9 protein-coding genes are annotated in these 12225 nt (G+C 56.0%); 4 read left to right on the top strand and 5 right to left on the bottom strand.

Features of this window, described 5'->3' with window-relative positions; genetic code table 11:
- Positions 1-308 precede the first annotated feature (308 nt).
- The 3 genes from DPF_RS04600 (at position 309) to DPF_RS04590 (ending at position 3029) form a co-directional block, all read left to right on the top strand.
- Positions 309-1049: a purine nucleoside phosphorylase YfiH/LACC1 family protein gene (locus tag DPF_RS04600; RefSeq protein ID WP_069857688.1), complete on the top strand. Its 741-nt coding sequence runs from the start codon at positions 309-311 to the stop codon at positions 1047-1049.
- 130 nt (positions 1050-1179) lie between these two features.
- Complete coding sequence (locus tag DPF_RS04595) at positions 1180-1833, top strand: lactate utilization protein (protein WP_069857687.1); 654 nt, start codon at positions 1180-1182, stop codon at positions 1831-1833.
- A gap of 314 nt (positions 1834-2147) precedes the next feature.
- Positions 2148-3029: a YitT family protein gene (locus DPF_RS04590; protein ID WP_069857741.1), complete on the top strand. Its 882-nt coding sequence runs from the start codon at positions 2148-2150 to the stop codon at positions 3027-3029.
- A 36-nt stretch (positions 3030-3065) separates the two neighbouring features.
- On the opposite strand, the gene DPF_RS04585 is transcribed toward DPF_RS04590, so the two are convergent.
- Genes DPF_RS04585 through htpG form a run of 4 tightly spaced genes read right to left on the bottom strand, consistent with a single transcriptional unit; the run spans position 3066 to position 8886 of the window.
- Entirely contained in the window at positions 3066-5033 is a 1968-nt protein-coding gene (locus DPF_RS04585; protein WP_069857686.1) for a transglutaminase TgpA family protein, read from the bottom strand.
- Positions 5030-5998, bottom strand: a complete 969-nt coding sequence (locus DPF_RS04580; protein WP_069857685.1) for a DUF58 domain-containing protein — start codon at positions 5996-5998, stop codon at positions 5030-5032. Before DPF_RS04580 ends, DPF_RS04585 begins: the two co-directional genes overlap by 4 nt.
- Positions 5995-6912, bottom strand: coding sequence for an AAA family ATPase (locus DPF_RS04575; protein ID WP_069857684.1), 918 nt, complete (start codon positions 6910-6912; stop codon positions 5995-5997). The genes DPF_RS04580 and DPF_RS04575 overlap by 4 nt, the downstream gene beginning before the upstream one ends.
- 51 nt (positions 6913-6963) lie before the next feature.
- Positions 6964-8886: a molecular chaperone HtpG gene (gene htpG, locus DPF_RS04570; protein WP_069857683.1), complete on the bottom strand. Its 1923-nt coding sequence runs from the start codon at positions 8884-8886 to the stop codon at positions 6964-6966.
- A gap of 257 nt (positions 8887-9143) precedes the next feature.
- Between htpG and DPF_RS04565 the strand changes: the two genes are divergently transcribed.
- Positions 9144-9731 carry a hypothetical protein gene (locus tag DPF_RS04565; RefSeq protein ID WP_069857682.1) on the top strand — a complete coding sequence of 196 codons (588 nt, stop codon included), beginning with the start codon at positions 9144-9146 and terminating at the stop codon, positions 9729-9731.
- 145 nt (positions 9732-9876) lie between these two features.
- Here the strand turns inward: DPF_RS04565 and DPF_RS04560 are convergent, their stop codons facing one another.
- A complete protein-coding gene (locus DPF_RS04560) occupies positions 9877-12189 on the bottom strand; it encodes a cysteine synthase (protein ID WP_176724164.1) in 2313 nt (770 codons plus the stop codon).
- Positions 12190-12225: the final 36 nt, after the last annotated feature.

Below are 12225 nucleotides of genomic sequence, written 5' to 3'. Positions count from 1 at the left end.
AATGAGCACACAGTGCGCAGTACACAGTGCACAGAGTATTTTGTTTTGAAGTAGTTTCTATTTAATCTGATACTTCCTCTTGAAATTGAGGAGGTCTGTTGTTTGCTTTGTGGTGTTGAGTCAAACAGATATGTTTAAACGCTTCTGATGTTTTGCATACCCAAAAATTGAATATTCGTATTGGATTGGAGCAATGGATTCTACTCTGCGAACTGCGTACTGTGCACTGTGTACTATACTATGCACTGCGTACTCTCCCATGTTCTGCGAATTTTATTCTACAAATATCATAAACCACAAGTAACGCCATGATCCCCTACATTCCCTTTACCTTTCCCCATCTCCCCTTCATTCGCTGCGCCTTTGGCACCCGGATGCAGGGCGCCAGTACAGGTCCTTTTGCGGAAAGCAACATCTCTTTTGAAGTGGGTGACAAACAAGAAAGGGTTCTTGCCAACCGCCACCGTCTTCGCCGGGAACTGGGCTTTACCCGGTGGTGCGAACTCAGGCAGGTGCACGGCTGCGACATGGTCATTGATCCCTTGGATGACGTCATCCAGGGGACGGAACAACCCGGCGATGGCCTCGCCACCCGGGAACCCCGCGTGGGCTTGGTCATCAAGACGGCCGATTGCCAGCCCATCCTCTTGGCCCATACTTCCGGAAAATACATTGCTGCCATCCATTGTGGATGGAAGGGCAATCGCCAGAACTTCCCCTGCAAAGCTGTGGTCGCCTTTTGCAATGCCTACGGGCTCGAACCCCGGGAAATTCTGGCCGTCCGCGGACCCAGCCTTTCCCCGGCGGCCAGCGAGTTCACCAAATTTTCCACGGAGTGGGGTCAGGCCTTTTCCAGGTATTTTGATCCCGCAACCCAAACAATGAATCTCTGGCAGCTCACCCGTCATCAACTCCTTGAGGCAGGCCTGCTGCCCAGCAACATTTTCGGTCTTGACCTGTGCACCCACTCCATGTCCCAATGGTTCTTTTCCTACCGAAGAAACAAGGTTTGCGGCAGACAGGCATCCATCATCTGGATGGAAAAATAAACGCCACATATCCCCCGACGACAACCGAACATAACGACACGTCCGGGCGGCAACAGGTTGTTCCCTGTGCACCGCGTCCCCTCAACCCGTAAACATTAACCTTTCGAACTTACAATAACGGAGTTCAACCATGCACAATCCCATCGACACCTTCTGGAGCCTGCGCCTGCAGGATACGGCCGAGGCCCTGGAAAAAAACAATTTCGAGGTCTTCACCGCTGCCACGGCCAAGGAGGCCCAAACCCTGGTCATTGAAACCATCCTCCCCCGAACCGGGGCAAAGGTCCTCTCCTGGGGCGGGTCCATGACGTTCAAAGACACCGGTCTGTATGAATCCCTCAAGGACCGGGATGATCTGGAGATCATCGACACCTACGCCAAAAACCTGTCCAAGGAGGACGCTTATGAACGTCGCCGCCAGGCCCTGCTTGCGGACCTCTTTTTCACCGGCACCAACGCCATCACCCTGGACGGCAAGCTGGTCAACCTGGACATGATCGGCAACCGTGTGGGCGCCCTCACCTTTGGTCCCACCAACGTGATTGTTCTGTCCGGCAGAAACAAAATCGTCACCGATGTGGACGAAGCCATGTACCGGATCAAGAACTATGTGGCCCCGGTCAATGCCATGCGCCTTGCCAAGAAGACACCGTGCGCCAAGACGTCCTTTTGCCAGGAATGCAAAAGTCCGGACCGCATCTGTAACACCTGGACCATCACGGAAAAATCCTTCCCCCCCAAACGGATCAAGGTGGTCCTGATCAACGAGGACATGGGCTTCTAGCAAATCCATGCTCTGCCGGAAGATTCCTGTCCCGTTCTTCATGTAAAAAGCCCCGTCTTGTGGCGGGGCTTTTTACATGGCAACACGGTCCTCACATCTTCAAAGGGTTTATATGAAACATGTCCAGGAACATATGGCCTCGACATCCTGAGGATCATGTATCTCCTGCCTGTGCAGGGGGAGGGTTGCCTTCACGCCCCTGCCCGTAAATTCTTGTTGACAAGAACCCGGGTTGGTGCGAGCAGCGCCCTCCGGCAACGTGCCGCGCCATTTCAAAACCACTTTTTCCTTGCAGGTAGACCGCTATGCAAACCATGCCACACATACCTTTCACAGGAACCTCTTACAGGGACATAAGCTATTCCATTCCATGGAATCTTTTTTTGCTCACCCTTGGCGCCCTGTTGCTGGCCACAGCAATCAATGGAATTGCCATCCCGCACGGATTTGTGACCGGTGGGTTTTCCGGGCTCGGCATCCTGCTGTACTATCTGTTTCCCGTGATCACACCGGGCATCTGGCTGTTTATCTTCAACATCCCCATCTTTGCCCTGGGATATTTCACCATCAGCCGAAGGTTCTTTTGGTACAGCATGTACGGGGCCATCATGGTCTCCGTTCTTCTGGAGATCGTTCACATCACCATGCCCATCCATGACGCCTTTCTGGCCGCCCTGTCCTTTGGATGCGTGGCGGGCGTGGGCCTTGGCATCTGCTTCCGGTCCCTGGGATCCACGGGCGGAACGGATATCATTGCCATCTGGCTGAACCAGAAATTCGGACTTCGCATCGGCCAGATCGGATTCATGGCCAATGCCCTGGTGTTTGCAGCGGCCTTTGCCACCCTGGATACCGACAAGGTGCTCTACTCCCTCACCGCGGTATTCATCTCGGCCCAGGTCACGGACTACATTCTCAGTCTGTTCAACCAGCGCAAGCTGATTCTCATCATTTCGTCAAAACCCGATGAAATCGTCAAACAGGTCAACAATCATCTCCGCCGGGGAGCGACCATTCTCTACGGCCGCGGGGCCTATTCCCACGCCCCCAAAAAAATCATCATGACCGTGGTCAATACGCTCCAGATCAAGGCCCTTGAGGAGATTGTCTTCTCGGTGGATGCCCATGCCTTTGTCATCCTTGAAAACACCTTGAACGTCATTGGCAAGGGATTTTCCAAACGCAAAATCTATTAAGCCCTGACTCCCTGCCGGTGCAGGAAAAGGACTATCTCAATTGTTTCGTTTCAACCGTTTGAACTCACTTACCTTTTTTCCGAAGGCATGCACTTGATCCTTTTGCCTCTTCTCAGGAGGAGCATAACGCAATGCCACGTACAGATCCCTGATGGCGCCAATTTCCCGGCTGCGGTCCGGATTCCTGTGCATGAGCTCCGTCATGTATGACACGGGAGGCAATCCCCCTTCATTGGGCCACGCCGATGTCTTCTTCAAAAAACGTTCATAGATCACGGCAACCCTGTCCTGGTCCCGGCGCACAGGCCTTGCCAGATAAAGGAACAATCCCGCTCCGAACCCGAACAGGGCCGCCACGCTCAGCAGAATGCCCATGGGTATTCCCTTCCAGGACCGGACAAGGCCCAGCAATTGGAACAGGCGGCTCTGCCGCGCAGCGCTGTAGTCAAGGACCCACTGGTTCCAGACATTGTTCAGGGCATCCCAGTTGAGGCGCACATGATTCCAGACCCGGCCAAGGGCTCCCAGGGTCGGCGTCCCGAACAGGGTGTCCCCCGCCCGGCCGACCAGGGCCTGAGCACCCTGCTCAATACGCAAGGGAGAAACCACTGCCGTGGGATCAATGCGGGTCCAGCCTGCATCCTCCAGCCAGACCTCGGACCAGGCATGGGCATCGGACTGGCGGACAATGAGATACTCTCCCACGGGATTGGGTTCTCCCCCCTGATACCCCACCACAACCCTTGCCGGGATACCTGCCGCACGCATCAGAAAGGAGAAGGCCGAGGCAAAGTGCTCACAATATCCCTTGCGCACGTTGAACAGAAAATCATCCACGGGATCATCCGTGGCCAGAAGGGGCGGATTCAATGTGTAGAAAAATCCGTTGGTTCCCAAATAATCCAGGGCCTTGTCCACGATCTCACGATCAGTGTCACCGGTTGTTCTCCATGACCGTGCCAGATCCCGGGCCTGTTCTCCCCCAAATGCAGGCAGATCAAGCAGTGCATCCACATCGCCGGTCACCCGATTCGGGCAGTCCGGACATGAGACAAGGGAATACCGCAACCGCGTTGCAATCTTTGCTGGCGCCTTCAGGGTCAGATCCTGCGTCAGGACCACGCCCGGGGGTGCTTTCAAAGGAAAATCAAGGGCGTACATCCATTTCTGATCCGATGGTTCGGCCGTGATCGTGTACCGGACCATGGTGTCTGCTACCAGATCCCCTGCCCGGCCTGGTCCGGGAACGGCCTGGCCCTGCGTCCAGCTTCGGCCATCAAACCGGGAAAGCACAAGCACTCTCCAGTACAGGGAACCCCTGGAGGGCATGAGATCGCCCTCAAAACGGACCCGGAAGGCAACGCCCCGGTCCCGGGCCAAAGAACTGATCCGCCCGGGCTCCATCACATCGGAAAGACCGGTCACCCCGGTTGTCTGCGGCGTTCTGACCCCCCACAAACTTCCTGAAAGGCGGGGGAACAGCACAAAAAGCACCAGGGCCAGAGGCAGGGCCTGCCCAAGGAGCACACAGGTTTTTTTGAGATGTTCTCGGGTCTGCCCTTCCACATGGTTGATCCTCATCTGCACCATGGTCGCCAGAATCACGCACATGATCATGTAACCGGCCATGGCCAGGGACTGGGAATAGAGAACATTGGTCAGGATCAGAAAATAGGCCAAAAGGACCGTGACCATCCTGTCCCGATGGGTTCGCGTCTCAAGGGGTTTCAGAGCGAGCATCAGGCAAAGAAGCCCCACCCCGGCATCACGGCTTGGAGCGCCGGCAAAACTCAAGGCCGCACCGGCCGTGCACCCCAGAGCCAGTCCCACCATCACCCGCCGGGAAAGGAACCCCATCCCCTTGCGACGCATGAAAAACGCACCCATCCAGGACAAGCCGCACAACACGCTGATCCACACGGGAACCCGAACCACATGGGGCGCAAAAACCACCGCCAGCAGGACGAGAATCAGATTATCGGTCCGCAGGTCTTTTATCGTCATCCTTCACCCCCTGCGTCCATTCCATACGAGGCAAGACGCATCAGGCACTCATGCCGGTGATCCGGCCCCTGATCCACGTCCGAAACATGCCCTGGGAGTTCCAGCCAATAGGGAACCCCTTGTTTGTCAGCAGCCAGAACCATGGCGCAAAGTTTTGCAAGACGTTCTTCATCCGATCCTGCTACATCATCCCAACAAAGGCCCACATGACGCCTGGAACCGGTGACAAACTCCTTGGTCAGCAGCCCGGTTCCCCGGGAGGATGCCTTCCAGGCAACCCGCTGCAGGGGATCACCGGGAACATACGGTCTGAGTCCCTGGAAATCATCGCTTCCAGGCTGCCTGCCCATGCCCTGATCCCTGCCGACATGGCCGGACGTTTTCTGGGATACCAGCGTGACAGGTCCGGATGGTTCGGGAAAGACCGCACAGGTTTTCCTGACGGCCACCGTGGACCAGGCCCGAAAGAGTCCCAGAGGATAGGTTGTGGAGATGACCATGGGGGGCAGGGGATGGATTCCCCGGGGTCTTCCCTTGCCAACGACCTTGACTACCCGAGTCTTTCCCGGGTGCAGATCCACGCTACGGGGAAAAAGCGGCTCTCCGGCCAAGGTGATTCGGATGTCGTGCACCTGACGAAACCGGGACCGGCAATGCACATGCAGGATCAAAGGAGCAGGAGCAAACACCTCGTCGGCCTCCACCCTGGTTATGTGGAGCCCGCGCAGCTGGGCATGGGCATGAAAGATGGAGACAAAACCCATGCTGGCCAAAAGAAAGGTCAAAAACAAACCGAGGTTGTTGGTGTAATTGAGGGAGCCCACGAGCAGGGCGATGAGCAGGAGGGCAAACAAAAGCCCACATTTGGTGGGAAGAATGAAGATGTGCCGGCCATCAAGAACAACGGGCAGCTCGACCCGAGGCCGCCTGTCCAACCAGTAGCGGATGCCAGGAGGGGAGTTCATAGGGGAACCGGAACAGAATCAAGAAGTTCGCTGACTTCCTCAACCCCCACAGCACCCTGCCCCGAGGCCGGGGACAACCGGTGAATGGCCACAAAGGGGAAAACATCCTGGATATCCTCGGGCATGACATACTCCCGGCCCTGGACAAAGGCCCAGGCCTTGGCTCCCCGCAGCAGGGCCAGACCGGCCCGGGGAGAGAGTCCGGCCAGAAAACGGTCGCTGGTCCTGCTGGCCTCCAGAATGGACCGGATATAGCTGATCAGGATATCTGAAACATGGACCTCATCCACCCGGTGTTGCAGATGCAGGAGTGTTGCCGCGTCAATAACCGGTTCAAGGTGCATCGGCCGTGTTGTTGCGGCGTCCTGCCTGAGAAGGGTCTGTTCCGCCTGGGCATCGGGATAGCCCATGGCCAGACGAAAAAGAAACCGATCCTTCTGGGATTCGGGCAGGGCAAAGGTTCCTGCCTGTTCCAGGGGATTCTGGGTGGCAATGACGAAAAACGGGGATTTGAGGGACCGGGTTTGGCCCTCCACTGTGATCTGCCCCTCTTCCATGGCCTCAAGCAGGGCAGACTGGGTCTTGGGTGTGGCTCGATTGATTTCGTCGGCCAGAAGAACCTGGGTGAACACGGGTCCGGGATGAAAGGTGAAAAGACCCGCGTTTTGCTCGTACACGGACACCCCCAGGATATCCCCGGGCAGAAGATCCGCAGTGAACTGAATACGGGAAAACTCCAGGCCAAAAACCCTGGCCAGACTCTGGGCCAGGGTTGTTTTGCCGATGCCGGGCAGATCCTCAATGAGCAAATGCCCCCGGGCCAGGAAACAGGTCAGGGCCAGCCTGATCTGCTCCCTCTTGCCCAGGACCACCGTGCTGATGGCGTCCACGGCCGAATCCAGGATATGCTGCATGCACCCTTTCATCCTTGAAGCCCGGGATGACCTACCCCGGGCTTCCTGAGATTACACCTTCTTGACTTCCTTGTACCATCCGCTGGACTGTTCCAACAACTCGTTGATCCGGTTGACCATCTTGTGGGGATCCGAAAGATACCCCTCAAGAAGAAGTGACGACTCGTAAAGCTGCTCGATACACGCGCCCAGATAGAGATCGTTTTCGTCCGCGCCGAATATGGCAATCAGGTTCCGGACCAGGGGATGATCGGCATTGATTTCCATGGCCTTGGGAGGAATGGTATCATCCTTGGCACCGCCGCCCACAAGGCGCATGATCTTCTGCATGTGGGAACTCATGGTGCCGTCCGGGCTGACCAGGCAGGCCGGGCTGGTGGTCAGGCGGTCGGACAGCCGGACCTCGGTGACCTTTTCTCCCAGAATATCCTGCATCTTCTTCAAAAGCCGATCCAGGATCTTGGAGTCGTCCTTGGAGAGTTCTTCCACCGGTTTTTTCTCGTCCTTGTCGGTGTCGGCAAAATCATCAAGGTTTTTGAGATCCGCATTTTCAGCTGCCTTGAGCTTGAACTTCTCGAACTCGCCCACGGCCTCCAGAGCAAACTCGTCAATGGGCTCGTAAAGATAAAGCACCTCGATCCCCTTTTTCCTGAAAATTTCGAAATGGGGATTGAGTTCCACGGCTTCTCTGCTCTGGCCCGAGATGTAATAGATTTCCTTTTGCCCTTCCTTGGCCCGGGAGATGTAATCGGCCAGAGAGGTCAATTCATCCTTGCTCTCGTGGATGGACGAATTGAACCGGAGCAGGCCGGCAAAGCGGTCCTTGTGGGCAAAATCCATGTACCCGATCTTGAAGATCTTGGAGTGTTCCTTCCAGAATGCGGCGTACTTGTCCGGATCGCTCTTGGCCATCTTTTCCAGGGCCGAAAGAATCTGCTTGGTGATGGTGGACTTGATCTTGGCGATGACCCGATTTTCCTGCAGGGTTTCACGAGAAATGTTCAAGGGGAGGTCTTCGGTGTCCACAACCCCCTTCATGAATCCGAGGTACTGGGGCAGAAGGTCCTTGTTTTCTTTCTGAATGAGAACCCGTCGCACATAAAGATCAAGCCCGTACTTGTCCCGCTCCTGGTTGAAAATGTCGTAGTCCTTCTTGGGGATGAACATGAGGGCCTTGAACTGCACCGGGGCATCCACGGATATGTGCAGGGTCTCCAGGGGCGGTTCGCTGTCATAGGTCAAAAACTTGTAGAACTCGTCATATTGTTCCTGCTTGACGGAAAATTTGGGCTCCCGCCACAGGGCCGTGACCTGGTTCACGGTTTCCTCACCCATTTTGATGGGGAAAGAAATGAAGTTGGAGTGGGTCTTGATGATGTGCTTGATGCGGTTCTCGGTGGCATACTCCTTGTGGTCTTCCTTGAGATGGATCTCAATGGTTGTTCCCCGGGGCAAAGATTCGTCCAGGGTTTCCACGTCATAGGAACCCAATCCGTCCGAAGTCCAACGTACCGGTTTCTCGTCGCTTCTATAGGATTGCGACGTGACCACAACCTTGTGGGCAACCATGAATACGGAATAAAAGCCCACACCAAAGCGGCCAATGATATCGCTGGCGTCCTTGTTCTCCTTGCTTTCCCGGGCCATGTTTTCCAGAAACTGTTCGGAACCCGAATGGGCAATGGTTCCCAGAAACCGGACAATTTCATCCCGGCTCATGCCGATACCCGTATCCTTGAGGGTCAGGACATGCTTGTTGTCGTCGGCCTCAAGGGTAATCTCCAAGGGAAGATCCGGATCCTTGACCTCGGTGCCCCTGCTGGTCTCGAAACGGAGCTTGTCCAGGGCATCAGAAGCGTTGGACACCAGTTCACGCAAAAAAATCTCACGGTTGGTGTACAGGGAATTGGTTATGATATCCAAAAGTTTTTTGATTTCGGTCTTGAACTCGCAATGTTCCTGTGCTGCAGCCATATTCTCTCCTTGTGTACACTGACTATGGACTTCAAAAAAAGACGGTAACGCCCGGCCAACAGGGCGTGACCCGATCAGGACCGGATGGCCCGATCAGCGCCTGATTGTCTCTGCGTCTTTCCACACCTGTTCCGCCATAACGGAAGCGAGCATCTTGATAAAACCGATCCCCGGGAAGTCAATATTTACGAACGATCATTCTTGGTATAGGCAATACACCGTTGTCCGGCCAACCATTGCAACCCTTCACGACGTCCATGTCTTTTCTTGCCCATTATTGCGCTCCCCTTCGGAAAAAATATCAGAATCTGATCCGTTACGCAGAAACCAGGGCCAAATACCAGGCATCCGTGGTTTGCGACCTGCATGAGACCCTTGTCTCAAGCAATCTCTTTGAAAAGGGAATCGGGTATGCCATCTTCAGCAGAAAGCTGATCACCGGGGAGATAGCGGCAGGAGTCTTCAGGCTGGACGTATTCTGTCTTGGCGTCCGCACCGCCTACGCCAATGTCATGGACGAAGCAACGTACCAGGAGCGCATCCGCAAGACCAATGAACAAGCGCCCCTGGAGACCATTCACCCGGCATGCTGTTGCAAGCTTGTGGACCAATGCGTGCATTTTGCCCTGAATCTGGGCTTTGGCCCGCACAAGGAATATGATCTGGCCAGAATCATCTTCGGCGATGTGGACCCCGGCGTTTGTCCCAGACGATTCACCTTTGGCAGAAACGGCAGGCCCACCTTCATTCCCCGGGCCGAAGACGATGCGGACCGGTGCCAGAAAATCCTGAATCTCCTCAAGTCCATCTGCGGCCCGGACGGATTCGATTATATACGGGAGTAACCGGTTTCACGGCAAGCATTCTTTCTGCAGGGACCTGCACGCAGGGCTCATGCTGCTGCAGAAGCAATGGCGGACACAGACAGGGCAACAGAACAGATCCCGCCTGCCCTGTGCATGATCCGTCAGGACCCGGGTCGGTCCCCCTTCATCCTGCATCCTGCCGATACACCCGCACCCCGTCCCGGGTGTCCACGATACGGAATCCAGCGGCTGCGATCTCGTCGCGCAGTGCGTCGGCAGCCTTGAAATCCTTTTGTCTGCGCGCCAGGGCCCGCTTGTTGATCAACTCCCGGATGGCCTCGCTGTAGGCACTTTCCCCCAAGGGAATCCCTGAGTAATCCACGATGCCCAAGACCTTATCCATGGACTCCAGCTGATCCCGGCACGCCAGGGCTCCGGCACGGTTCAAACCGCCAGCTGCATGCAGCTGCTTGACCATCTTGCAGAATTTGAACAGCTCCGGCCAGAAATGATGCAGCCCCAGATCCGTGTCAAAGGCATCTCCAAATCCCTGCTTGAGGTCGAACAGGGCCTGTCTGACCTCCTGGCTCACCCCGCCATGGTCTCCAAAGCTATCGGCCCACAGGGTGACCACCAGATCCTGGACATGACGCCAATTGCGCTGCCACATGACCAGATTGTCCCGGGAGGCCGTCAGGGGCTTGTGATAGGACGATGCCAGCAGCCACATTCTGATGGCCCTCGGCTCAATGCCCAGGGCAAGACATTCCTCCATATCGCACAGGGAAAACTCGTCTGACTTGCGATCCACCCCATGGGAAACCATCCAGGCCTTGACCCCAGCCTTGTGTTCCACCGCCCAGATGGAACGCAGATTTTCCAGATGGGGAAAAACCTGATTGGTTCCGGCCAGGCAGACACCAATATCATCAAGCAGATCGACCCCGATACCGGCCATCTGCAAATACCAGGAGGGCCGAACATTGCCCCACTTGGTCTTCAGACAGGTTCCCTCCTTGAGATCCTGCAAGGTGGCCCTTTTGAACAGGGTAAAATCACGCGGATTCTCCTTGACATAATCCGTCAGATCCACGGTCTTGCCAAGGCTCAGCTTGTTCAGGTCAATGCAGCTCAGATCCCCGTACTCCTTGTCTCGCATGATATCGAAATACACGGACCTGAGCTTCTCGTAGGCAAGACCCTTTTCCAGCAGTTTCTCGCACAGGCCCAGCATGGTCTGGACATGGTTGCTCGCCGGTTCGAACACGGCCTCTTCCCCCACCCCCAGCATCCGGGCTGTTGCCGCCACCGACTGCATGCGCATGCGGGTAAACGCTTCCCGGGAAACCTTGGACTCCCTGGCCCCGAGAATGGTCCTGTCGTCATAATCGGCAATGCCCACAACCGCACGGGCTTGTCCCCCCTTGAACTCCGTGTACCGGCGGATGACATCCAAAAGGACCACCCTTCGCCAGGGCTCAAGCTCGGTGACCCGCTCCAGACTGGGGCCAAAGGTGAACAGCCCCAGTGCCCGGCTCGATGCTGCCGGATACACCAGGGATTGCGTTCTGGTATCCAACAGTCCCATGCCTGTTTTTGCCGGCGGTGTGAACAGCGGAGTGGACAAGTACCGATCCCCTCCATCCGGCAGGATACACACCATCAGCCCGGACGTGAGATCACGCGCCACCTGAACAGCACCGGCCATGGCCGCACCGCTGCTCATGCCCACAAAAAGCCCTTCCTTGCGGGCCAAATCCCGACACATGGCAAAAGCATCCTCATCGTCCACATGAATGATACGGTCCAGGGCATGTTTGTCATAGATACCTGGTGGATAGGACTCCTGCATGTTTTTGAGCCCCTGGATGCGATGCCCGGCATAGGGTTCCACAGCAATGACCTCAATGGTCGAATTCAGTTCCTTGAGTCGCTTGCAGATACCCATGGCCGTGCCCGAAGTGCCCAGACAAGCGATCACATGGGTGACCTGGCCATCGGTCTGATCCCAGATTTCCTGACCGGTTCCCCGGTAATGGGCCTCAATGCAGGCCGCATTGTTGTACTGGTCCATGAGCACATAGGTATCCGGTTCTTCACGGGCCAGCCGGTAAGCTTCCTCAATGGCCCCGTCAGTAGCCAGGTGCCCGGGAGTCAGGCGGATATCGGCACCATAGGCACGCAGAATCTTCTTGCGTTCCTCCGAGGCCGATTCCGGCATGAGCAGCATGAGTCTGTACCCCTTGACCGCGCAGACCATGGCCAGTCCAATGCCCGTATTCCCGGAAGTCGGTTCGATGATGATCTTGTCCCGGGTCAGAATGCCCTGCTTTTCAGCGGCCTCGATCATGGCCAGGGCCACCCGGTCTTTGATGGAACCCCCGGGATTGGCAACTTCCATCTTTCCGGCAATGATCACCCCGGGATTGGGGTTGAGACGGTTGATGCGAACAAGGGGCGTCCTGCCAAGGGTCTGAAGTACGTTATGGTGAATCATGATCCGCTTCCGGTTAAGGGAAAGGTCAACAACAGG

The sequence above is a fragment of the Desulfoplanes formicivorans genome (assembly GCF_001748225.1).
Classification (GTDB): domain Bacteria; phylum Desulfobacterota; class Desulfovibrionia; order Desulfovibrionales; family Desulfomicrobiaceae; genus Desulfoplanes; species Desulfoplanes formicivorans.
Note: the sequence above shows the minus strand (reverse complement) of the source record. Positions and strands in the feature narration are given on the sequence as shown.

Coding starts and splice junctions, on each gene's coding strand:
- DPF_RS04560 (WP_176724164.1), bottom strand. CDS start 12,189: ATGATTCACCATAACGTACTTCAGACCCTTGGCAGGACGCCCCTTGTT.
- DPF_RS04585 (WP_069857686.1), bottom strand. CDS start 5,033: ATGACGATAAAAGACCTGCGGACCGATAATCTGATTCTCGTCCTGCTG.
- DPF_RS04580 (WP_069857685.1), bottom strand. CDS start 5,998: ATGAACTCCCCTCCTGGCATCCGCTACTGGTTGGACAGGCGGCCTCGG.
- DPF_RS04600 (WP_069857688.1), top strand. CDS start 309: ATGATCCCCTACATTCCCTTTACCTTTCCCCATCTCCCCTTCATTCGC.
- DPF_RS04590 (WP_069857741.1), top strand. CDS start 2,148: ATGCCACACATACCTTTCACAGGAACCTCTTACAGGGACATAAGCTAT.
- DPF_RS04575 (WP_069857684.1), bottom strand. CDS start 6,912: ATGCAGCATATCCTGGATTCGGCCGTGGACGCCATCAGCACGGTGGTC.
- DPF_RS04565 (WP_069857682.1), top strand. CDS start 9,144: ATGTCTTTTCTTGCCCATTATTGCGCTCCCCTTCGGAAAAAATATCAG.
- DPF_RS04595 (WP_069857687.1), top strand. CDS start 1,180: ATGCACAATCCCATCGACACCTTCTGGAGCCTGCGCCTGCAGGATACG.
- htpG (WP_069857683.1), bottom strand. CDS start 8,886: ATGGCTGCAGCACAGGAACATTGCGAGTTCAAGACCGAAATCAAAAAA.